The organism is Streptomyces africanus, from assembly GCF_002150735.1.
Classification (GTDB): domain Bacteria; phylum Actinomycetota; class Actinomycetes; order Streptomycetales; family Streptomycetaceae; genus Streptomyces; species Streptomyces africanus.
In genome coordinates this window covers 1-20,442 of sequence record NZ_MUKA01000130.1, presented here as the reverse complement: position 1 = coordinate 20,442, position 20,442 = coordinate 1, and the positions used below count along the sequence as shown (strand labels likewise).

21 protein-coding genes are annotated in these 20,442 nt (G+C 72.8%); 11 read left to right on the top strand and 10 right to left on the bottom strand.

What is annotated here, in order from left to right:
- Positions 1 to 101: 101 nt before the first annotated feature.
- Positions 102 to 530, bottom strand: coding sequence for a VOC family protein (locus CCL05_RS18355; RefSeq protein ID WP_086561582.1), 429 nt, complete (start codon positions 528 to 530; stop codon positions 102 to 104).
- 98 nt (positions 531 to 628) lie between these two features.
- Here CCL05_RS18355 and CCL05_RS18350 point away from each other — a divergent pair, with 98 nt between their 5' ends.
- Complete coding sequence (locus CCL05_RS18350) at positions 629 to 1,537, top strand: pseudouridine-5'-phosphate glycosidase (RefSeq protein WP_244204317.1); 909 nt, start codon at positions 629 to 631, stop codon at positions 1,535 to 1,537.
- Positions 1,534 to 2,493 carry a carbohydrate kinase family protein gene (locus CCL05_RS18345; protein WP_086561581.1) on the top strand — a complete coding sequence of 320 codons (960 nt, stop codon included), beginning with the start codon at positions 1,534 to 1,536 and terminating at the stop codon, positions 2,491 to 2,493. Before CCL05_RS18350 ends, CCL05_RS18345 begins: the two co-directional genes overlap by 4 nt.
- A 25-nt stretch (positions 2,494 to 2,518) precedes the next feature.
- On the opposite strand, the gene CCL05_RS18340 is transcribed toward CCL05_RS18345, so the two are convergent.
- On the bottom strand, positions 2,519 to 3,313 hold the full coding sequence (locus CCL05_RS18340; protein WP_086561580.1) for a methyltransferase domain-containing protein: 795 nt from the start codon (positions 3,311 to 3,313) through the stop codon (positions 2,519 to 2,521).
- Positions 3,314 to 3,553: 240 nt separating this feature from the next.
- Between CCL05_RS18340 and CCL05_RS18335 the strand changes: the two genes are divergently transcribed.
- On the top strand, positions 3,554 to 4,681 hold the full coding sequence (locus tag CCL05_RS18335) for a magnesium and cobalt transport protein CorA (RefSeq protein ID WP_086561579.1): 1,128 nt from the start codon (positions 3,554 to 3,556) through the stop codon (positions 4,679 to 4,681).
- 42 nt (positions 4,682 to 4,723) lie between these two features.
- Here CCL05_RS18335 and CCL05_RS18330 read toward each other — a convergent pair whose 3' ends face one another.
- Positions 4,724 to 5,152, bottom strand: a complete 429-nt coding sequence (locus tag CCL05_RS18330) for a CBS domain-containing protein (protein WP_086561578.1) — start codon at positions 5,150 to 5,152, stop codon at positions 4,724 to 4,726.
- A gap of 168 nt (positions 5,153 to 5,320) precedes the next feature.
- Positions 5,321 to 5,962 carry a nucleoside/nucleotide kinase family protein gene (locus CCL05_RS18325; RefSeq protein WP_208641560.1) on the bottom strand — a complete coding sequence of 214 codons (642 nt, stop codon included), beginning with the start codon at positions 5,960 to 5,962 and terminating at the stop codon, positions 5,321 to 5,323.
- A gap of 75 nt (positions 5,963 to 6,037) precedes the next feature.
- Between CCL05_RS18325 and CCL05_RS18320 the strand changes: the two genes are divergently transcribed.
- The 3 genes from CCL05_RS18320 (at position 6,038) to CCL05_RS18310 (ending at position 9,074) form a co-directional block, all read left to right on the top strand.
- Positions 6,038 to 6,742: a DUF2293 domain-containing protein gene (locus CCL05_RS18320; protein WP_341868268.1), complete on the top strand. Its 705-nt coding sequence runs from the start codon at positions 6,038 to 6,040 to the stop codon at positions 6,740 to 6,742.
- 225 nt (positions 6,743 to 6,967) lie between these two features.
- Positions 6,968 to 7,447 (top strand): anthrone oxygenase family protein, encoded by a 480-nt coding sequence (locus CCL05_RS18315; RefSeq protein ID WP_086561576.1) that lies wholly within the window; start codon positions 6,968 to 6,970, stop codon positions 7,445 to 7,447.
- Positions 7,448 to 7,583: 136 nt separating this feature from the next.
- Positions 7,584 to 9,074: a glutamate synthase subunit beta gene (locus CCL05_RS18310; RefSeq protein WP_086561575.1), complete on the top strand. Its 1,491-nt coding sequence runs from the start codon at positions 7,584 to 7,586 to the stop codon at positions 9,072 to 9,074.
- A 36-nt stretch (positions 9,075 to 9,110) separates the two neighbouring features.
- On the opposite strand, the gene CCL05_RS18305 is transcribed toward CCL05_RS18310, so the two are convergent.
- From CCL05_RS18305 to CCL05_RS18295, 3 genes are all read right to left on the bottom strand, one after another.
- Complete coding sequence (locus tag CCL05_RS18305; RefSeq protein ID WP_086561574.1) at positions 9,111 to 9,923, bottom strand: SAM-dependent methyltransferase; 813 nt, start codon at positions 9,921 to 9,923, stop codon at positions 9,111 to 9,113.
- A 78-nt stretch (positions 9,924 to 10,001) separates the two neighbouring features.
- On the bottom strand, positions 10,002 to 10,256 hold the full coding sequence (locus CCL05_RS18300; RefSeq protein ID WP_020277664.1) for a DUF397 domain-containing protein: 255 nt from the start codon (positions 10,254 to 10,256) through the stop codon (positions 10,002 to 10,004).
- Complete coding sequence (locus CCL05_RS18295) at positions 10,257 to 11,117, bottom strand: helix-turn-helix domain-containing protein (RefSeq protein WP_086561573.1); 861 nt, start codon at positions 11,115 to 11,117, stop codon at positions 10,257 to 10,259.
- A gap of 246 nt (positions 11,118 to 11,363) precedes the next feature.
- Between CCL05_RS18295 and CCL05_RS18290 the strand changes: the two genes are divergently transcribed.
- From CCL05_RS18290 to CCL05_RS18280, 3 genes are all read left to right on the top strand, one after another.
- The gene (locus CCL05_RS18290) at positions 11,364 to 12,041 is read left to right on the top strand and encodes an ATP-binding protein (protein ID WP_244204316.1); all 678 of its coding nucleotides are present in this window, start codon (positions 11,364 to 11,366) and stop codon (positions 12,039 to 12,041) included.
- The gene (locus CCL05_RS18285) at positions 12,038 to 12,472 is read left to right on the top strand and encodes a hypothetical protein (RefSeq protein WP_086561571.1); all 435 of its coding nucleotides are present in this window, start codon (positions 12,038 to 12,040) and stop codon (positions 12,470 to 12,472) included. Before CCL05_RS18290 ends, CCL05_RS18285 begins: the two co-directional genes overlap by 4 nt.
- A gap of 185 nt (positions 12,473 to 12,657) precedes the next feature.
- Positions 12,658 to 14,652 (top strand): ABC transporter ATP-binding protein, encoded by a 1,995-nt coding sequence (locus tag CCL05_RS18280; protein WP_086561570.1) that lies wholly within the window; start codon positions 12,658 to 12,660, stop codon positions 14,650 to 14,652.
- Between the two features lie 24 nt (positions 14,653 to 14,676).
- On the opposite strand, the gene CCL05_RS18275 is transcribed toward CCL05_RS18280, so the two are convergent.
- Positions 14,677 to 14,859, bottom strand: a complete 183-nt coding sequence (locus tag CCL05_RS18275; RefSeq protein ID WP_086561569.1) for a hypothetical protein — start codon at positions 14,857 to 14,859, stop codon at positions 14,677 to 14,679.
- A 398-nt stretch (positions 14,860 to 15,257) separates the two neighbouring features.
- Positions 15,258 to 16,622, bottom strand: coding sequence for an amidohydrolase (locus tag CCL05_RS18265; RefSeq protein ID WP_086561568.1), 1,365 nt, complete (start codon positions 16,620 to 16,622; stop codon positions 15,258 to 15,260).
- A gap of 42 nt (positions 16,623 to 16,664) precedes the next feature.
- On the opposite strand from CCL05_RS18265, the gene CCL05_RS18260 reads away from it, so the two are divergent.
- Positions 16,665 to 17,603, top strand: a complete 939-nt coding sequence (locus CCL05_RS18260; RefSeq protein WP_086561567.1) for an endonuclease/exonuclease/phosphatase family protein — start codon at positions 16,665 to 16,667, stop codon at positions 17,601 to 17,603.
- Between the two features lie 28 nt (positions 17,604 to 17,631).
- Here the strand turns inward: CCL05_RS18260 and CCL05_RS18255 are convergent, their stop codons facing one another.
- Positions 17,632 to 19,389, bottom strand: a complete 1,758-nt coding sequence (locus CCL05_RS18255; RefSeq protein ID WP_244204318.1) for an FUSC family protein — start codon at positions 19,387 to 19,389, stop codon at positions 17,632 to 17,634.
- A 308-nt stretch (positions 19,390 to 19,697) separates the two neighbouring features.
- On the opposite strand from CCL05_RS18255, the gene CCL05_RS18250 reads away from it, so the two are divergent.
- Positions 19,698 to 20,442 (top strand): hypothetical protein (locus CCL05_RS18250; RefSeq protein ID WP_086561566.1); only part of this gene is annotated, 745 nt, incomplete at its 3' end.

The window sequence follows — 20,442 nt, the reverse complement described above, 5'->3', positions numbered from 1 at the left end:
GCGGGGGCATCGGGGGCTTCGGGGGCGGTCTGGAGACCAAGCGGCGGCTGCTGGCCCTCGAAGGGGTGCTTCCCGAGCCGCTGTTCTGAGGCCGGGCCCGGTCAGTCGTAGTGCCGTGCCTCGAAGATGTTGCCGTCCGGGTCGCGGAAGTAGAAGCTGCGCGTGGCCTTGCCCCGGGCCCCGAAGGAGTCGTACGAGAGGTCCGACACCGGTACGGAGCGTTCCGCCAGGCGGCTGAGAAGGGCGTCGAAGTCGCCCCGGGACAGTGAGAGGCAGACGTGGTTGACGGGGTGCCCCGCACTGCCGGCGGCGCCGGGCAGCATCGTCATGCGTTCCGCGAAGGTCAGCGGCATGAGGTCGAGGATGGTCTCGCCGTTGACGCGTACGGAGGGGAACGGTGCCTCACCGGCGGCGAACTCGGTGAGCCGGAGCGTCTCCAGGCCGACGGCCTTCTCGTAGAAGTCCGCGGCGGCGAGCGGGTCGCGCACCCAGAGGACGACGTGGTCGAGTCGCGGTGTGTTGTCCGTCATGCACCCAGGCTCGTGACGTCGCCGACGGCCCGCAAGGGTTTGGCCCGGCGCGCCGCCCGCCAGAGATGAGGGAAGACCGACCGACAGGAGGCAGGCGCGTGGTGCTGGTGGTGTCAGAAGAGGTGCGGGAGGCGCTCGACGCGCGTCGGCCGGTGGTGGCCCTGGAGTCCACGATCATCGCCCACGGGCTGCCGCGGCCGCGCAACCTCCAGGTGGCGCTGGAGCTGGAGACGGTGGTGCGGCAGGAGGGGGCGGTGCCCGCGACGATCGCCGTGCTGGACGGGCGGCCCCACGTCGGGCTGGACAAGGAGCAGCTGGAGCGGGTCGCGAACGAGGACGGCATCCGCAAGCTGGGCCACCGCGACCTGCCGCTCGCGGTGTCCTCCGGGGTGAGCGGGGCGACCACGGTGTCGGCGACGGCGCTGCTGGCGGCGCTGGCGGGCGTGCGTGTGTTCGCGACGGGTGGGCTCGGCGGGGTGCACCGGGAGTGGACGGTGACGCAGGACGAGTCGGCCGACCTGGGGCTGCTGGCGCGCACGCGGATCACCGTGGTGTGTGCCGGGGTGAAGTCGATCCTGGACGTGCCGGCGACCTTGCAGCGGCTGGAGACGCTGGGTGTGGCGGTGGCCGGTTACGGTACCGGCCGGTTCCCCGGCTTCTATCTGTCCGACTCGGGACATCCGGTGGACTGGACGCTGCGGACGCCGGAGCAGGTGGCCGGTGTCATGCGCGCCCAGGACGCGCTCGCCGGGCCGGAATCGGCGCTGATCGTCGCCAATCCCGTCCCCGAGGAGGAGCAGCTGGATCCGGAGCTGCACGCGCGCGTGCTCGCGGACGCGCTGCACGCGTGCGAGGAGGAGGGGATCACCGGCCAGGCGGTCACGCCGTTCCTGCTCGACTACCTCGTGCGGCACACCGACGGCGCATCCCTCAGTGCCAACCTGGCGGCGGTCCGCGGCAACGTACGCCTGGCGGCGCGGATCGCGGCGGCCTGGGCGCGGGGATGACCGGGGCCGGCCGCGGTGCTGCAGGCGGACCCGACTCGGCGGGGACCTCGGCGGCGGGCGGGGCGCTGCTGGTCGTCGGGGACGTCATCACGGACGTCGTCGCGCGGCATGCGGGGCCGCTCGCCGCCGGTACGGACACGGCTGCCTCGATCCGGACGGTGCCGGGCGGGGCGGGCGCCAACGTGGCGTGCTGGGCCGCGGCCCGGGGCGCGGCGGAGGTGCGGCTGCTCGGGCGCGTGGGGGCGGAGGCCGCTGCCTGGCACGAGCGTGAGCTGGCGGCCCACGGCGTGCGCCCGCGGCTCGTCGTCGACCCGCTGGCGCCGACCGGCACGGTGATCTGCCTGGTGGACGGGGGCGCTTCGGCGGAGCGGACGTTCCTCACCGACAGCGGCGCGTCGTTGCGGCTGGAACCCGCCGACTGGTCGGACGCGCTGCTCGACGGCGTGGCCCGGCTTCACCTGTCGGGCTACCTGCTGTTCTCCGAGCCGAGTCGCGCCCTGGTGACGGTGGCTCTGCAGGCCGCCCGCGCGCGTGGCGTGCCGGTGAGTCTGGACCCCGCGTCGGCCGGTTTCCTCGGAGAACTGGGCGCCGGGCGGTTCCTCGCGCTCGTCGAGGGCGTGGATGTGCTGCTGCCCAGCCGGGACGAGGCGTGTCTGCTGACGGGGCTGACCGACGCGGCCGACGCGGCGGCCGAGCTGAGCCTGCGGGTGCCGCTGGTGGTGGCCAAGCGAGGGCACGAGGGGGCGCTCGTCGCCCGCTCGGGGAAGGTGCGCGCCCGCGTCCCCGCCGTACCGGCGGCGCCCCGGGACACCACGGGCGCCGGTGACGCCTTCACCGGCGCGTTCCTCGCCGCCCTGCTCACGGGTGCCGGGCCCGAGGAGGCGGCGGAAGAGGGCTGCCGGGCGGGTGCGAAGGCGGTGGAACGGGTGGGCGGCAGACCGCCCCTGCCCGGCTGACGCCCGGCGCCCGCACCGCCTCTGACTACTGCTTGCGCCCCCACGCCGAAATCATCGGAGCCGTCGTCAGATCGAGGGCACCGGACGTGACGTTCGCGAGATGCCGGTCGATGTCCTGGTCCGTGGCGAGGCCCGCGGTGACGAGCTGGTCGCGGATCTGGCGGATCGTCACCGACTCCAGGGCGGCGCAGGCCGGCGAGGCGACGGGAAAGTAGGCGTCGGCGTGCACCCGGGTCACGCCTGCCTCCCGGAGCAGCCGCGGCAGGACGCGGCCGCAGGGCAGTTCGGTCCCGCGGTCGGCGAGCAGTTTGCGAAAACCGTGCCGCAGCCGGTTCGCGAGCTGCTGCTCGGGGCCGTACTCGTCGGGACAGAGCAGCGGCTGGAGGGCGGGGTCGGCGTCCTCGACGAGGACGCGCCCGCCGGGGCGCAGCGCCTCGACCATGGACCGCATGGCCCGTGCCCGGTCGGCCACGTGGACGAGGGCGAGACGGGCGTGCACCAGGTCGAAGCCCTCCCCCGGCGGCTCCTCGGCGCCGAGGTCGTGCACGCGCACCTCCACGGGCGGCCGGGCAGCGGGGACGAGCCGTGAGGTGTCGGTGCCGGTCGCGACGACGCGTCCGGTCGGGCCGACCTTCTTCGCCAGCCAGGACACCACGGAGGTGCCGCCGGCTCCGACCTCCCAGCACCGCCAGCCGGACCCGATGCCGAGCGCTTCGAGATGCCGGAACGTCGTGGGGTCGAAGAGAGCGGCGAAGGCGTTGAAGTGCTCTGCCGCCTCGGTCTGCCGGTGGTCGAGGAGGTACCCGTCGGTTCGCGTCATGCCGCGATCATCCCATTTATCCGACTTGTTCGTTGTGGTTGACGCTCCGGTGCGGAGAACCGCACGGCGTCCGATACGCGTCGAAGTCTCGGGGACGAGGGCACCCGGAGTCGTTCATCCACAGCCGGGAACAAAGCGGAACGAGCCGTTTCCACAGGCTTACCCGCAGCTCACGTCGGCCTGGCAGACTGCCGCCAAGGCGCGGGAACGGCGCGACGAGCTCCACGCAAGGAGATGCAGATGTCCATGGCAGGGAATCTGCGGAAGGTCACGAGCCTCGGCGGGGTCGGCGGCCTCCGCAAGGTGGCTCGGCTGGCCCGGCGGCGCCCGCGCGTCGACCTGAGTCACCCGGCCCGCTCCCCGCTGGGCTCCTCGGTGGTGAACTGCGTGACGTACCGGGACGGTGCCCGCACCGACGCCCGCGGCGATCTGGTGGACGCCGTGGAGTGGGTGCGCAAGAAGGGCGAGGGCTTCGTCTGGCTCGGCCTGCACGAGCCGACCGACCAGGAGTTCGCGGGCATCGCCGAGCTCTTCGACCTGCATCCCCTGGCCGTGGAGGACGCCGTCGAGGCCCACCAGCGCCCCAAGCTGGAGCGCTACGGCGAGACGCTCTTCGCGGTGTTCAAAACGGTCTGCTACGTCGAGCACGAGGAACTCACGGCCACCAGCGAGGTGGTGAACACCGGCGAGATCATGGTGTTCGTCGGCAAGGACTTCGTGATCACGGTGCGGCACGGCAGGCACGGCTCGCTGGGCCCGCTGCGCGAGGAGCTGGAGTCCGACCCCGGCCAGCTGGCCAAGGGCCCGTCCGCGGTGCTGCACGCGATCGCGGACCACGTGGTGGACGCCTACCTGACCGTCACGGACTCGGTGCAGGAGGACATCGACCAGGTCGAGACGGACGTGTTCGCGGAGACCGGCGCGCGGGCCGACCCGGGGCGCATCTACCAGCTCAAGCGTGAACTGCTGGAGCTGAAGCGGGCGGTGGTGCCGCTCAGCCGGCCGCTGGAGGATCTCGCCACCCGGCCGATCCGGGCGGTCGACCCGGAGATACAGGCGTACTTCCGCGACGTCTCGGACCACCTGCTGCGGGCGAAGGAGCAGATCGCCTCCTTCGACGAGCTGCTCAACTCCATCCTCCAGGCGCACCTCGCGCAGGTCACGGTCGCGCAGAACGAGGACATGCGGAAGATCACCGCGTGGGCGGCGATCGTCGCCGTGCCGACGATGGTCTGCGGGGTGTACGGCATGAACTTCGACCACATGCCGGAGCTGCACTGGCGCTACGGCTACGGCATGGTCATCGGCGTCATATCGGTCGCGTGCCTGGCGCTGTACCGGGGGTTCCGGCGCAGCGGCTGGCTCTGACGAGGGCCGTGACCTGCGGGGTCGTGGTGGGGTGAGGCGCGGTCAGCGCGGGGTGGTCCTGGCGTAGACGCTCTCGGCCCAGGAGGCGATCTGGTCGCCCGCCAGGTGCCGGGCCAGGTCGGCCTCGCTGATCATGCCGACCAGGCGCTTGTTCTGGATGACGGGCAGCCGGCGGATCTGGTGCTCCCGCATCTCGTGGAGCACCTCGCCGACGTCGGCGTCCGCGTCGATCCAGCGAGGCGTGCCCTTGGCCATCTCACCCGCGGTGACCTCGGCGGGGTCGTGGCCCGTGGCGACGCAGCCGACGACGATGTCGCGGTCGGTGAGAATGCCGCAGAGCCGCTCGTTCTCGTCGCTGATGGGCAGGGCGCCGACGTTCAGTTCGCGCATGAGCTGGGCCGCGCGGTCGAGGGTTTCGTGAGCGGGGATCCACTGGACGCCGCGGTGCATGATGTCTCCGGCGGTGGTCATGGAGTACCTCCCGGTGCCGGACGGCCGGCGCGGCGCGGGAGGCACCGCGAGTCCCGGCGTCCTTCATTCTCGCCGCGCCACCTGGCGCCCGCACACGGAAACAGCGCGCGTCACATGGCGCCCGCACACGGAAACAGCGCCCCCTCCCCGAGCAGACAGGACAGCGGCTCAGCCGCCCCACGCCGGATGGCGCGGATCGTCGGCCCGCACCAGGACATCGGCCGTGCCCGCCGGGTCGGTCTCCTGCTCGTAGCGCTCGAAGGCCGGCAGGGTCCAGTGCTCGTCCTCGGGCGTGCGACGGCGCAGGGCGCCCGGGGAGAGCAGGATGTGGACGCTCAGATCGAAGGGGAACCAGTGCCGAAGGAGGAAGGGACCGTGCAGCAACAGCACGCCGCCGGGCGGGAGTGGGACGTAGGGGCTGCGGGTGGCCCGGTCGGCGTCCGGGTCCCACAGATCCGGCAGGACGCGGCCGTCGCCACCGGCTTCGAGGGGGCCGAACACCTCGCGCCACATGGCGCTGGTGTCGTACCAGCCGCTGTAGTAGGACTCCACGTCCCGGTGGCCGTACTCCAGTCGCACGGAGGCGGGGCGCAGAAAGCCCTCCGTGCCCACGACGAGCGAGGAGCGGCCGCGTATGCGCAGCGCCTCGGAGACCCGCCGGGCGAGCTCTCCCGGGCGGGCGGCCGGGGCGCCGTCGAAGGCGATGCGCGGCCAGGGACTGCCGTCGGCGGGCTTCAGGTCGAGCAGACGCTCGGCGAGCGTGTCGCCGAGCCGGTCCCAGGTGATCGCTTCCAGTCGCACACGGCCCATGATGCGTCAGACCGCGGCAGGACGTGCCGGGCCCCCGTCGGCGGGAATGAACCCCCTATGGTCCCCGACCGCCGTATGGCACCGCGCGCGACGCTCCCGCCCCACACCCCCACCGGACTTCTCGTCTTCCAGCCCCTCAAGCGGCGGCACTGCGCCGAGTGCCGGCGAGGGCCGCTGCCGCTGCTCGTCCTGGAGGACGCCGCCCCGCGCTGCCTCGACTGTGCCGACCTCGGACACCTGGTGTTCCTGCCGCGCGGCGACACCGCGCTGACGCGCCGATCGCGGGAGGAGAGCGCGCTGTCGGCGGTGGTCGTGCGGTTCAACCGGCGCAAGAGCCGTTACGAGCGGCAGGGCGTTCTGGTCGAGGAGGCGGCGCTCGCGAGGGCCGAGCAGCGGTGTCTGGCGGACGCCGAGGCGCGTCGGCGACGCCGGGTCCGGGACGCGCGGCGGCGAGCGGCACGGGACGCCCAGTTCGCTGAGGCGTTCGCGGCAGAGATACGGCGGCTGTTTCCCGGCTGTCCGGCCGATCGTGCGCGGGCCATCGCCGCGCACGCCTCGGAGCGGGGCAGCGGGCGGGTGGGCCGCAGCGCGGCCGGGCGGGCGCTGACGGAGGGGGCGGTGACCTCGGCGGTCGTGGCGTCCGTGCGGCATCTGGACACGCCGTACGACCGGCTGCTGATGAGCGGGGTGCCGCGGCACGAGGCGCGGCGGCGGATCGCGGTGGCGGTGGAGACGGTGCTGAGGGGGTGGACCGAGGCACGGCTCGGTTCCGCCGGGTGAGCCGGGCCGGTCGGTGGGCCGGTCGGTGGGCCGGTCAGTCGTGCGGTGACGCTCGCCGAACCCGAACCCGAACCCGAACCCGGATCCGGTCAGCCGGTGGGCCGTGGACGTACGCGTATGGCCCCGCGCCGCTCGGCCATGGTCACTGATCTCGTACGGGATTTCACTTGTGGTGAGGAAGGGCGCCGGGGCAGGATCCCGTGGCGACGGGCGGGAGAGGCTGACATGATCGACGGACCGTACTTCGTGCTGACGGTGCTGGGTGTGCTCGGGACCGGCCTGGTGGCCGGGGTGTTCTGCGGCTTCTCGACCTTCGTCATGCGGGGCCTCGCCGCGCTGCCGCCCGGGCAGGGGGTCGCCGCGATGAACGCGATCAACGTGGCCGCGCTGACCCCGCCCTTCATGGCCGTGTTCCTCGGGTCGGCGGTGCTGTGCGCGGTGATCGCCGTGGTGACGTTCGTGCTGTGGCCGCAGGAGGGGACGGTGGAGCTGCTGGTGGGCAGCGCGCTGTACCTGTTCGGCTCCTTCGGGGTCACCATGGTCGCGAACGTGCCGCGCAACGACGCGCTGCTGAAGCTGGAGCCGGGCAGCTCGGAGGCGGCCTCGTACTGGCCGGTGTATGTGCGCGAGTGGACGATGTGGAACCACGTCCGTACGGCCGCCTCGGCCGGGGCGGCGGTGGCGTACGTGCTGGCACTCACCTGAGCGGGTCGGCTGACACTGTGCCGCCCTTGCGAGCGTGACCGCCCCCTGCGGGTGGGCCGCCGCGGACGTATCGTTGCGGAAGGAGCGCCGCCCGACGACGCACGGCCCGTCACACGCGCACGCAAGGAAGACGGCCATGGCCGATCCCAAGGGTTTCATGACCACCCCCCGCCAGGACTGGCCGCGCAGGCCCGTCGAGGAGCGGGTCCGGGACTGGGACGAGGTGTACGTCCCCGGGGCGCTGCTGCCGATCATCAGCAAGCAGGCCGACCGCTGCATGGACTGCGGCATCCCCTTCTGCCACGAGGCCTGCCCGCTGGGCAACCTGATCCCCGAGTGGAACGACCTCGTGTCGAGGGAGGACTGGCGAGCGGCCGCCGACCGGCTGCACGCCACGAACAACTTCCCGGAGTTCACCGGCCGGTTGTGCCCGGCACCGTGCGAGGCGGGGTGTGTGCTGGCGATCAACCAGCCGGCCGTCACCATCAAGAACGTCGAGTGCGCGATCGCCGACCGGGCGTGGGAGGAGGGCTTCACGCCGGCGAGGCCGCCGGAGCGGCTGTCCGGCAAGACGGTCGCGGTGATCGGTTCCGGGCCCACCGGGCTGGCGGCGGCCCAGCAGCTGACCCGGGCGGGGCACACGGTCGCCGTGTACGAGCGGGACGACCGGCCCGGCGGGCTGATGCGGTACGGCATCCCCGCGTTCAAGATGGAGAAGCATCATCTGGAGCGGCGGCTGGAGCAGATGCGGGCCGAGGGGACGAAGTTCCGTACGTCGACGGCGGTCGGACGGGACATCGGGGCCGACGACCTGCGGACTCGCTACGACGCCGTGGTGCTCGCCACGGGGGCGACCGCCTGGCGCGAACTCGACGTGCCGGGGCGGGAACTGGCGGGCGTTCACCAGGCGATGGAGTACCTCCCGCTGTCCAACCGGGTGCGCGAGGGCGATCTGGAGACGTCCCCGCTGTCGGCCGCCGGGAAGCACGTCATCATCGTCGGCGGCGGCGACACCGGGGCCGACTGTCTGGGCACGGCCGTCCGGGAGGGCGCCGCGTCCGTGACGCAGCTGGACATCTACGCGCTGCCGGACACCGAGCGCGACGAGGACAGCGAGCCCTGGCCGACCTATCCGGTCCGGCTCTACCGGCTGTCCGCCGCGCACGAGGAGGCCCGTGACCTGCGGACGGCCCCGGTGGCCGACGCGGACGCGCGACTGTTCGCGGCGTCCACGCTGCGCTTCGACGGTGACGCGGACGGCCGTGTGCGGTCGCTGCACCTGGTCGAGGTGGACGCGCGGCGCCGCCCGGTGGAGGGCACCGGACGGACGCTCCCCGCCGACCTCGTACTGCTCGCCCTCGGCTTCTCGGGGCCCGACCGGAGGGACGGGCTCGTCGACCAGCTCGGGCTGGACATGGAGCCCCGCGGCACGATCGCGCGTGACGCCGGTTTCGCCACGAACGTGCCGGGCGTGTTCGCCGCCGGAGACGCCGCCCGCGGCCAGTCGCTCATCGTCTGGGCCATCGCCGAGGGGCGGGCCGTGGCGGCGGCCGTGGACCGTCATCTGACGGGCAGTTCGAGGCTCCCGTCGCCGATCGGACCGTACGACCGGCCCATGGTGGTCTAGCACTCACACGAGCACCCGTCATGAGCACTCGGAAAGCTATGGCTTGCGCCCCACCGCCCCGTATCCCGGAATCACCCCGTCGTCCTGCCCCGGTACGGGCTCGCCCAGTTCGGGGTGCCAGTGGTGGGGCACCTCGACGCCGGGCTCGACGAGGTCGAGGCCGTCGAAGAAGCGGGTGAACTCCTCGCGGGAGCGCAGGGCGAGGGTGACACCGGCGGCGCGGAGCTTCTCGGTGGCCGCCTTCGACTCCTCCGGCGTGAAGTCGGCCGTGGCGTGCGTGATGACCAGGTAGCTGCCGGAGGGCAGTTCGGCGAGCAGCCGGCGGACCAGGTCGTGCGCGCCGTCGTCGTCGGAGACGAAGTGCAGCAGCGCGATGAGCGACAGCGCGACGGGCCGGGTGAAGTCCAGGACCTTCCGCGCGCCCTCCAGGACGGCGTCCGGGTCGCGCACGTCGGCCTGGAGGTACTCGGTCGCCCCCTCGTCCGTGCCGCGCAGCAGGGCCGCCGCGTGGGCCAGCACGATGGGGTCGTTGTCGCAGTAGACGACCCGGGCGTCGGGGGCGGCCTCCTGGGCGATCTGGTGGAGGTTGGGCTCGGTCGGGATGCCGGTGCCGATGTCCAGGAACTGCCGTACGCCGTTCGCGGCCAGCCAGCGGGTGGCCCGGTGCATGAACGCGCGGTTGACCCGCGCCATGACCGGCACCCTCGGGTCGAGGGTGAGCATCTGCCGGCCCATCTCCTCGTCCACCGGGTAGTTGTCCTTGCCGCCGAGGTACCAGTCGTACATCCGCGCGGGGTGGGGTCTGGTCGTGTCGATCTGGACGGCGGGTATGGGGTCCTGCCCGGTCATGAGGCACTCCGTAAGGCACAAAGGGTGGTCAATTCAGCACCAGAATCAGTAAGTCGAGCGTCAGAAAAGGCAATCACGTCAGGACAGCAGGAAGTCCGCCTCCCCCGCCTTCGCCCCTTCGATGAAGGCCGTCATCTCGTCGGTGGTGTAGATCAGCGCCGGACCGTCCGGATCGGTGGACTGCCGGACGGCGATCCGGCCGTCGGCGAGCTTCATCGCCTCCAGGCAGTTCCCGCCGTTCCCGCCGCTCCACGGCTTGTGCCAGCCTTCACTGCCCAAGTCGCGCGCGGGCATGCCGTTGTAGACGTGTTTGCGCGGCTTGATGCGATCCATTCACAGCTCCTTGCGGAGATCCCTGAGGATCTCCTTCGTGCGATGTGCCGTAGCGGCCTGCGCCGCCATGCGGTCCATGACCTCGAGGTGGGTCGCCACCTCGGCGCGCGCGTCGAGGTAGACCGCGCCGGTCAGGTACTCGCTGTAGACCATGTCCGGCAGTTCGGGCATGGCGAATCGGAACAGCACGAACGGCCCGTACGTGCCCGGGTGCGGTCCGGTCGCGAACTGGGCGACCTGCAACGTCACATGCGGCAGCTCCGTGGCCTCGAGCAGCCGGTCGATCTGGCCGCGCATCACCTCCGGGCCGCCGACCGGGCGCCGCAGCGCGGTCTCGTCCATCACGACCCACAACCGGGGGGCGTCCTCGCGGGTGAGCAGTTCCTGGCGCTGCATCCGCAGGGCGACATGCCGCTCGATGTCGTCGGGCCGCGTCTGGCCGACGGCGCCCGACCGGAGCACTCCGCGCGCGTAGTCCTCGGTCTGCAACAGCCCGGGGACGAAATGGGGCTCATAACTGCGGATGACGCCGGCCGCGCCCTCCAGGCTCACGTACATCGAGAACCAGCCGGGCAGGATGTCGTGGAAACGCTGCCACCAACCGGGCTTGTTCGCTTCCTCGGCCAGCAGGACGAAGGCGTCGGCCTCCTCCTCCGAGATTCCGTAGGCCTTCAGGAGCAGTTGCAGATAGGGGATTTTGAGCGCGACCTCGGCCATCTCCATACGGCGGACCGTGGCAGGGGCGACACGGAGGATGCGGGCGGCTTCCTCGCGCTTCATCCCGGCGCGTTCCCGCAGGTCCAGCAGGCGCCGGCCGAGGACGACCTGGCCCACCGTCGGCGCGGACCGCGGTTCGCTCACGCTCCACCTCCACCAAGAGTTCTGACGAGGCGGCCACAGAAGGCCGCTGACAGCCCGGCGGCGCCATTCGAAGCCCTTTTCGAAGAGTTGACTATCCGAACAGGCGTTTCGAACAGAACTTCGACGATCGCAACTGGCGCCGCGCGGGGTGCTGTTGCGAGCAGTGTGCCACGGCCTTCCAGACCGTCACACAGCACTCTGCAATTTTCAGAGTGACCCTTGCCAAGTGTTCACGGCGGGGCGATAGTGGCAAGCGTGATTCCGTCCGCGCCCTTAGGAACAGACGCCGCCGCAGGCCCTTACGGCCTGGGTGCCAGCCCGGAAGCAAGCCCCACCGGGGCCGCTGCCGAGCGCCGGTTCCGTTTCGAGCTGGCCGCACATCCGGGTTCCCCCGCACAGGCCAGACGCCTGACGCGGGCCCGGCTGACCGGCTGGTCGGTGTGCGAGGACACGTGCGACAGCGCGGCCCTGGTGGTGACCGAGCTGGTCACCAACGCCATCGTGCACACAGCGAGCACCCACATCGTGTGCGAGCTGCACGACGGCGACGACCTGGTGCGGATAGCCGTGCGTGACGAGGGCTGCGCCCCGGGCCAGCCCCACGCGGCCGGCCGCACCCGGCCCGAGGAGGAGCACGGGAGGGGACTGCTCCTCGTCGACGCCCTCTGCGCGGCCTGGGGTGCCCATGAGCACGGCCCCGGGCTGCTGGTCTGGGCCGAGCTGCCGCGCACGGCCGGCGCCCCCCGCGACCCGGCGGAGCCCCGGAACGACCTGGGCTGGGGCGCCCGTCCGAAGCCGGGGCCGTCCGACGACTCGGACGACGAGGACGGCGCACACCGGGCGCGCCCTGCGGAGGGCGCTCGGGAAGACCCCGTACAGGAAGTCCCCGCGCAGAAGCGACGCCGAGAGCGGGGACCGGCATGAGCCCCGGGCGCGGTGGCCGCGTCCTGAACCTCGACACCCTGGCCCGGCTCCGGCGCGAGCTGCGGACGACGGGCCCGGCTCTGCGGCTGCCCGTGCCCGACGGCATGACCGCCCCGCTCGGCTGCGACGCGGTCGCGGTACCCGCCCGTCTCGGCCCGCTGGTCACGCCCCGCCTGCCCCGCGTGGGCTGCGTCTACGCCGACGAGACGTACTGGTGGTGGCTGGTGCCGTCCGACTCCGACCACGCCCTGGAATGGCCGGCCCCGGCGCACTACACCACCGGCGCGGTCGTCCCGGACGTCCCTGAGCTGCCCGCACTGATCCACCGCCCGGACGGCACGCTGCCGTACACCCCGCCGATACCGCTGTATCTGGCCCTGTGCCGGGTGACGGGGACCGCGCCGGCCTGGTCGCGGCCGGTCAGCGCGTAGGGCTCCTCGAACACGGCTCTGCGGGACCGCAGTACTCGTCGAGCGCCGCCTCACGCCTCCCCCGCTCGATTCGTGCGCCCGTGCGCCTCCGGCGCCCCGGGCTGCGCCCTGCCCGTGCGGGCTCCGCCGCCGCCATAGTGACCGTTCGTCCACGAGCGGGGCAGGAGCGGGGAGGTCGGTCGACGGTGGCGAAGAAGCGGACCGCGCCGGAGGTGTCCGAGTCGGAGCGGCTGCTCTTCGGCGGGCCGCTGCGCTACGACATGGGCTGGAACCAGCACGCGGACGCGTTCCTGGAGCTGAATTTCCGCGCCATGATCACCCGGCTGCCGTCCCTGCTGGCGTCCAGCCTGCGGCTCGCCCGGCAGGCCGACCGGGGCGCCGCGCGGATCGTGCTGGCCGCCGAGGCGGGCCGGGGCGTGGCGCAGGCGGTGGCGCTGCTCGCGGTCAACAGCGTGCTGGCCCGGCTGATGGGCGGCGGTGTGATCGAGGACCGGCTGCGCGGCGCCGTCCCCGCGCTGGTCACCGTGGCCGTCGTGATGCTGCTCGCCGCGCTGCTGCGGGCCGCGAGCACCTATGCCACCGGACGGCTGGAGCCCAAGGTGGAGCGGGTGGCGACCGAGCAGTACCTGGAGCGGGCCGCGGCCGTCGAACTGGCCGCGATCGAGGACCACGCCTTTCACAAGCTGCTGGACACCGCGCAGTACGGCGCCGCGTCCGCGCGCCGGATGATCTCCTACGGAACGCGCGTGATCAACGCGATGATCTCGCTGGTCGCGGCGGCAGGCGTGCTGACCGTGCTGCATCCGGCGCTGCTGCCGCTGCTGGTCACGATGACCCTGCCGAGCGCCTGGAGCGCGCTGACCGTGGCCCGGCGGCGCTACGAGTCCTTCCACGCCTGGGTGCAGCACGCCCGGGCGGGCCGGCTGCTCGGCAATCTCCTGATCGAGCCCGAGGCGGCCCCCGAGATCCGGGTGCACGGGGTGGGCGCGTTCCTGCTGCGGCACTTCCGCGCGATGTCGGAGACGGCGGAGGCCGAGCAGGCCCGGCTGGCCCGGCTCGCCGCCCGGACCGGCCTGATCGCGGCGGCGTGGACGGGTCTGGCGACGGTGGCGACGTACGCGACGCTCGGCGGGCTGCTGCTGGCGGGCGCGATGGCCCTGTCGGTGGCGGGTACGGCCGTGATCGCGATCCGGACCGGCTCGCAGAGCCTCGACACGCTCGTGGTGGAGGTCAACGCGCTGCACGAGGAGGCCCTCTTCGTCGGCGATCTGCACCGGCTGTACACCGAGGCGGACCAGTGGGCGATCCCGGCGGGCGGCGCGCCGCTGCCGGAGGATCCACGCGAGATCCGCTTCGAGAACGTCACGTTCCGTTACCCGGGCGACTCCGCCCGCCCCGCCCTCGACGACGTGTCGCTCACCCTCCCGCTGGGCCGGATCGTGGCGCTGGTCGGGGAGAACGGCTCCGGCAAGACGACCCTGGTCAAGCTGCTCGCCGGGCTCTACACCCCGCAGAAGGGGCGGATCCTGTGGGACGGCGTGGACGCGGCGACCGCCGACCGGCACCGGCTGGCCGAGCGGATCGCGATGGTGGCGCAGGACTTCAAGCGATGGCCGTTCACGGCCCGGGTGAACGTCGCCCTGGGGCGCACGTCGGCGCCGGTGTGCGAGCAGCGGCTGGCCGCGTCGATCGCCGAGGCCGGGGCCGAGACGGTGATCGCGGACCTGCCGCGCGGGCTGGACACCCTGCTCGCCCGTAACTTCAGCGGCGGGCACGAGCTGTCGGGCGGCCAGTGGCAGCGGCTGGGCATCGCCCGGGCGGCCTACCGCAGGGGCCGCATCCTGATCGTGGACGAGCCGACGGCGGCCCTGGACGCCCGGGCCGAACTGGAGGTCTTCGAGCGGATCCGCGCCCTGGCCGACAGCGGCCAGACGGTCGTCCTGATCACGCACCGGCTGGCGTCCGTACGCCACGCGGATCTGGTGCACGTCCTGGACCAGGGTCGGCTCGTGGAGTCCGGGACTCCGGACGAGCTGCTGGCGACCGGCGGTCTCTACGCCGAGCTGTACGCGCTCCAGGCGGATCAGTTCGCCACGCCACCCAGGGTGACCCAGCAGCCCACGACGGTCCCACAGCCTACGACGGGCCGGCCGGTCGTGCCGGCTCCGAAGGCGGGCTGAGCCGCGCCGCCCCCGGGAGGCGCGTCAGGCCGCGGCGTCGGCGCCGTCCCCGCTGCGCACGATCACCAGGAACATGTCCGTGGCGAGATCCATGACGACCTCGGCAGGCAGGCCCTCCAGACGCCGCGCCTGCGCGAACTCCTCCGCCGGCCAGGAACCACGCGGCCCACCGGCGGGAAAGCTCTCGAGCACCGTTCGCCCGCTCACCCTGCACCTCCATGTAGCGCTGTACTCGTAGAGTTAAACGCCAACCATGGGGTGAACGGCTCGCGAAGTGACGGTTCTGAGACGTAGTTGACACTCGTTCACCACCGAGTGTGACCAAACTCTCAGCCGCTTGGCCTATCTTTTCACTTTCCGTATCAGTCGTCGTACTCGTCGTGATAGCGAGCGCGCTCACTTCCGAGGCCGTCGAGGCCGCGCTCGTATGTCGAGTAGGTGCGGAAGACCCGGTCGCGGTCCCGCAGGACACGGCCGCGAACGACGTACCACGCGCGTGGAGATGGGCGAGATGCCCTACTTGGTCCAGAGAACGCGTGGTGACCGGCGGGAGGGACGGAACTCATCGCCGCCCGGGGAGAAAAATCGAACGGCCCTGTGGGAAGTCAGGTGTCGTAGTCCTGGATGCGCCGGCCGTGGCTGCGGTCGACGAGGGCGGGCAGGCGCTCCTCCAGTTCCCGTACCACCGCCGGCACGTCGATCGTCAGGAGCGTCCGGTCGCGCATCAGGATCCGGCCGTCGACGATCGTGGTGCGGACGTCGGCGGAGCGGGCGCTGTGCACAAGGGTGGCGGCGAGGTCGTGGACCGGCTGGGTGTGCGGTCCGGTGAGGTCGGCCAGGACGATGTCCGCCCGCCGTCCGGGCGCGATGCTGCCGACGCTGTCTCCCAGCCCCACGGCACGCGCGCTCTGGAGGGTGGCGTGGTGCAGGGCCTGGCGGGAGGTCAGCCAGCGGGGGTCGCCCTCGGCGGACTTCTGGACCAGGGAGGTGAGGGCCATCGACTCCCATACGTCGAGGGAGTTGTTCGAGGCGGCGCCGTCGGTGGCGAGTCCGACGTCGACGCCGATGTCGCGCAGGGCGCGGACCGGTGTGGTGTCGGGCCAGGCGAACTTGAGGTAACCGCGGGGCGCGGTGGCGACGGCCTTACGGCCGTCCGCCCGCTCCAGCACGGGAAGGTCGCGGTCGACGATGCCGGTGCCGTGGGCGAGGAGCAGGTCCGTGTGGAGGATGCCGGTGCGTTCCAGGACCTCGATCGGGGTGACGCCGTGCCGGGCCAGGCTGGCCTCGGTCTGATCGCGGTTCTCGGCGGCGTGGAGGTGCACGGGCAGGCCGTGCGTGCGGGCGAGCTCGCCGGTGGCGGCGAGGTCGGTGTCGTCGACCGTGTAGGGGGCGTGGGGCGCGAGCGCGGTGGTGATCCGGCCGTCGGCCGCGCCCCGGTGCCTGAGCGCGAACTCCAGCGACCGCTCCCGGCCTTCAGGGCCCTGCGAGGAGAAGAACGCCTCGCCGAGCAGCGCCCGCATACCGGATTCCGCGACCACTCGGGCCACCGCGTCCATGGCGAAGTAGTGGTCGGCGAAGCAGGTGACGCCGGCGCGGATCATCTCGGCGCAGGCGAGCCGCGCCCCCAACTCCACGTCCTTCTCCGTGAGGTTGGACTCCACGGGCCAGACGACGTCGTTGAACCACTCCTGTGTCGGCAGGTCCTCGGCGAGACCGCGCAGCGCGACCATCGGCGCGTGCGTGTGACAGTTGATCAGACCGGGCAGGGCGACCTGGCCGCGGGCGTCGAGGCGCTCGGCGGCGGGCAGGTCCGCGACCGCGGCGGCGCTCGTCACGGCCTCGACGACTCCGTTCCGCACGACGATCGCGGCGTCCTCCTCGAACCCGATGCGCTCTTGATCGTCGTGCACGAGGACGGTACATGCGCTGATGATGAGGTCCGCGGGACTGTCCGCGGCGGAAAGCGTCATCGCGCCAACGTACGACCTGTCGGCTTCTGAAAGGAGCCCGGCATGCTCCTCGGCACCTGGAACCTGGAGAACCTCTACCGGCCCGGCGGCCCGTTCGGCCCGAAGGACGGGGCCGCGTACGAGACCAAGCTCGCCGCGCTCGCCGCCGTGATCACGGAACTCGACCCGACGCTGCTCGGCGTGCAGGAGGTCGGGGACCCCGAGGCCCTGCGGGACCTCGCCGGGATGCTCGGCGACGACTGGCATGTCGCCCTGTCGGGGCATCCGGACAGCCGGGGCATACGGGTCGGGTTCCTGAGCCGTACGGCCATGACGGTGCTGGCCGACACAACCGCCTTCCCCGCGGAGCTGCGGCCCGTGCAGGTGGACGACTCCGGGGTGACGCGGGCGGGGCGGGGCTTCCTTGCCGTCGAGGTCGGGGACGGGCCGCTGCGGGTGGCCGTCTGTCATCTGAAGTCGAAGCTGTTGTCGTACCCGGACGGCCGCTTCCAGCCGCGCGACGAGGGCGAACGGGCCCGCTACGGCGCCTACGCCCTGTACCGGCGGGCCGCCGAGGCGACGGCCCTGCGCGCCCTCGCGGACGGGCTCCTGGACGGCGACGGGCAGGGCAGGGACGTGGCCGTACTGGGCGACCTCAACGACGAGGTGCAGGCCGCGACCACACAGGTCCTGCTCGGCCCGCCCGGCTCCGAGATCGGCACGCCGGGCTATGAGCGGGCCGACCAGGGCGACGCGACCCGGCTGTGGGACGTGGCCCCGCTCATCCCGCCCGGGCAGCGCTACTCCCGCGTCAACTCCGGGCGGCGCGAACTGATCGACCACGTACTGGTGAGCCACCGCCTGGTGCACCGGGTGACGGCGGCGGGCACGGGCCTGCCCGGCGACGGCCCGCCCGCCCTGCCGTCGGTCGGCGCCGATCCGGCGGAGCGGCGGGGCGCGCCCGGGTCGGACCACGCGCCGGTGTGGATACGGGTCGGCTGAGGGGCCGGTTGCGGATTCGGCTGAGGGGTCATCCGGCGCGGCGCGTCCTGGGCAGCCGCAGCCCCACTCGCCCTCCCTGTCCGGCGAGTTCACCGAGGAGGGCGGTGAGGCGCTCGGTGTGCTCGGGGCCGAGCCGTCCCGTGTCGTCGAGGTGGACGGCGCAGGCGGTGGTGGTGTCGACGAGGCGTTCGAGGAGGTCGGCCACCTCGTCCGCGCCCTCGGTGTGCCGGGCGAGGGCGGGCAGTTCGTGCGCGGACAGGGAGATGGCCGTCCGGGCCTCGGCGAGCGTGCGGTAGGCCTCGCGACGCAGGGTCCAGCGGGTGGCGCGGGGGTCGGAGGGCGTGATGGGGCGCTCGGTGGGCGTGCCGCGGCGCTCGGAAGGCGTGCCGGGCGTGCCGATGCGCGGGGCGTCGGCCTCGTCGAGGACGTGGGTGAGATAGGCGTAGGCGGCGTCGCCCGCCGCGGCGAGCCGGGCGCGCACTCCCCCGCCCCGCTGTCCGGGCATCGGCAGGTGCCCGGTGATCAGCACGATCGCGCAGGCCAGCAGCGTCTCCCCGATCCGCCCCATGGAAGCCTGCGGCTCGCCGCCGACCATGACCAGGGCGAGGACGAGGACGGTGACGACGGCGGTCTGGGCGGCGAAGTGCCGGGTGGCGACGGGGATGAGCGCTCCGCTGAGGGCGACGAGCGCGATGAGCCCTTCGGGCCGGGGCAGGACGGCGGCGAATCCGGCGAAGACGACGGCGCCGAGCACGGTCCCGGCGGCCCGGTTCAGCACCCGCGAGGCGAGCGGCCCCAGGTCGGGCTTGACGAGGAAGACGGCGGTGGCCGGCAGCCAGTACCAGTGCTCGTGCTGCCCGTACCACTGGCCTTGGTGCAGGGCCTGGGCGACGGCCGAACTGGCCCCGAAGCAGAGGGCGACCCGCAGCCCGTACTCGCGCCCGGCGCTGCCGAACGCGGCGCGCAGCCGGTCCCTGGGCGTGCGGGGCCGGGTGTGCAGATCGCCGCCCCTGCCCTGGTCGAACACCTCGGCGGCGTGCAGGAGGGCGTCGTCGAGGGCGCGCAGGGCGGGCGCCGAGCGGGAGGGTGCGGGCAGCGGCCCGGTGTGGTTGTTGCCGCGTACGGCGGCGGCGAGTCGCCGGGGTCCTTCGGAGGCCCGCTCGGCGACGGCCTCTCCGGCCCACGCCAGGGCGGTGGCGGCCTCGGCCAGGGGCAGGGCGGCGGCGTACTGCGCGTGCAGCCGCCGCTCGGCGGAGGACGAGGCGTACCGCCGTAGCCGGGGCCCGGCGAGGGCGTCCTGCGCGTGGTCGAGGGCGGCGGTGAGCGCGGCCCGGCGGCGCATGGCCTCGGGCCCGCCGACGGCGTCGAGCAGGTCGGCGACGGCCTCGTACACGCCGGCGACGGCCTTCCGCTCCCCGTCGAACCGGAAGTCACCGGCGAGGGAGCCGGGCGTGGGCAGCACGAGCCGGAGCACGAGCAGCCACCCGGCGCCCGCGACGTAGGCGAGCGCACGCTCCCACCCCGGCTCGGGCAGGGGCATCCCGGCCCCGATCGCCGACGCGACGAGCAACTGCGTCCCGACGGCGGAGGCGACCGGCCCGATGGCGCTGATGCTCCCTGCGACGAGCCCGACGAACGTGAGGATCACCGTCAGCACGACCGCGCCGGTCTGCTGCCCGGCGTACGTCCCGGCCACCAGGCCCAGGGCACCGCCCAGCGCGGGCACCCCGATCCGCTTGACCGAGGCCCGCCGGCTCCCGGGCCGGTCGTTGATCCCGGCGAGCATGGCGGCGATGGCGGCGACGACCCCGAGCGCGGCCACTACCCCGCCCACGATGAGGCCGGTCCGGCGCTTCCGCGGCGGCCGGGGGTGGCCGGGCCGAGTGCCGTCGGGCGGCTGCGGCCCGGTCGGGCCTGCCGGTGGCTGAGTCAAAACATTCTCCGTTCCCGGGGGATTTTCCCGAACACTACGACACCGCCCGCGTCGAAGTCCGGTACGGCGGGTCGCGCGGGCCGAGTGCTCCGCGCGCGCAACCGCGTCGGCGCTCCTACACTCCTTTCGGCGGTATCCGACGATGCGTGGAGGTTCGTTCTATGTCCGGTCGTGGTGTCCATCTGTGCGGCAGTGTGCCGCTCCCCGACGCCGCGGCGGTCTTCGCGCAGGTCGCTACCCGTCTGGGTGGGCATATCACCCGAGTCCCCGACGGTGAGACCGGCGAGCGCGACAACTTTGTGGTGTGGCAGCTGCCCCGGCTGCAGGCGCACCCCGGCCTCGTCACTGTGCCGCCGCCGAGCCCGGAATACGGACCGAGCGAACGGGTGCAGCCGGCACCCGGTATCGACGCGGCGACAATCGATTTCGGCACGCTCGGATATGCGCAGGCCGCTCGCGCGTCATGGCGGGTGTTCGAACAGCTCCGCGCGCAGGGCGTGCTCCGGCCCGGCGTCCGATTCCAGGTGGGTCTACCGACCCCGATCTCGGTGATCGGCGCGTTCGTCGCGGGCCCCCAGGCGGAACTGGAGATCCGTTACGAGGCAGCGATCCTGGCCGAATTGGATCAGATCACCTCGGCGATTCCCCATGAGGATCTGGCGATCCAATGGGACGCACCGGTCGAATTCGCGCTGTTCGAAGGTGTCTTCCCGTGTTGGTTCGGCGACGACTATCCAGCCCGGCTGGGCGGCGTGATCGAGCGGCTCTCCCGTCTCGGTGATGCGGTTCCCACCGGGGTGGAGCTGGGCTATCACCTCTGCTACGGCGATTTCGGCCATCGGCATTTCGTCGAGCCCGCCGACACTTCGAAATTGGTCGATGTGGCCTCCGGTGTCGCCACCGTGC

Coding starts and splice junctions, on each gene's coding strand:
- CCL05_RS18355 (WP_086561582.1), bottom strand. CDS start 530: ATGACGGACAACACACCGCGACTCGACCACGTCGTCCTCTGGGTGCGC.
- CCL05_RS18345 (WP_086561581.1), top strand. CDS start 1,534: ATGACCGGGGCCGGCCGCGGTGCTGCAGGCGGACCCGACTCGGCGGGG.
- CCL05_RS18340 (WP_086561580.1), bottom strand. CDS start 3,313: ATGACGCGAACCGACGGGTACCTCCTCGACCACCGGCAGACCGAGGCG.
- CCL05_RS18335 (WP_086561579.1), top strand. CDS start 3,554: ATGTCCATGGCAGGGAATCTGCGGAAGGTCACGAGCCTCGGCGGGGTC.
- CCL05_RS18330 (WP_086561578.1), bottom strand. CDS start 5,152: ATGACCACCGCCGGAGACATCATGCACCGCGGCGTCCAGTGGATCCCC.
- CCL05_RS18325 (WP_208641560.1), bottom strand. CDS start 5,962: ATGGGCCGTGTGCGACTGGAAGCGATCACCTGGGACCGGCTCGGCGAC.
- CCL05_RS18320 (WP_341868268.1), top strand. CDS start 6,038: ATGGCACCGCGCGCGACGCTCCCGCCCCACACCCCCACCGGACTTCTC.
- CCL05_RS18315 (WP_086561576.1), top strand. CDS start 6,968: ATGATCGACGGACCGTACTTCGTGCTGACGGTGCTGGGTGTGCTCGGG.
- CCL05_RS18310 (WP_086561575.1), top strand. CDS start 7,584: ATGGCCGATCCCAAGGGTTTCATGACCACCCCCCGCCAGGACTGGCCG.
- CCL05_RS18305 (WP_086561574.1), bottom strand. CDS start 9,923: ATGACCGGGCAGGACCCCATACCCGCCGTCCAGATCGACACGACCAGA.
- CCL05_RS18300 (WP_020277664.1), bottom strand. CDS start 10,256: ATGGATCGCATCAAGCCGCGCAAACACGTCTACAACGGCATGCCCGCG.
- CCL05_RS18285 (WP_086561571.1), top strand. CDS start 12,038: ATGAGCCCCGGGCGCGGTGGCCGCGTCCTGAACCTCGACACCCTGGCC.
- CCL05_RS18265 (WP_086561568.1), bottom strand. CDS start 16,622: ATGACGCTTTCCGCCGCGGACAGTCCCGCGGACCTCATCATCAGCGCA.
- CCL05_RS18260 (WP_086561567.1), top strand. CDS start 16,665: ATGCTCCTCGGCACCTGGAACCTGGAGAACCTCTACCGGCCCGGCGGC.
- CCL05_RS18255 (WP_244204318.1), bottom strand. CDS start 19,389: ATGCTCGCCGGGATCAACGACCGGCCCGGGAGCCGGCGGGCCTCGGTC.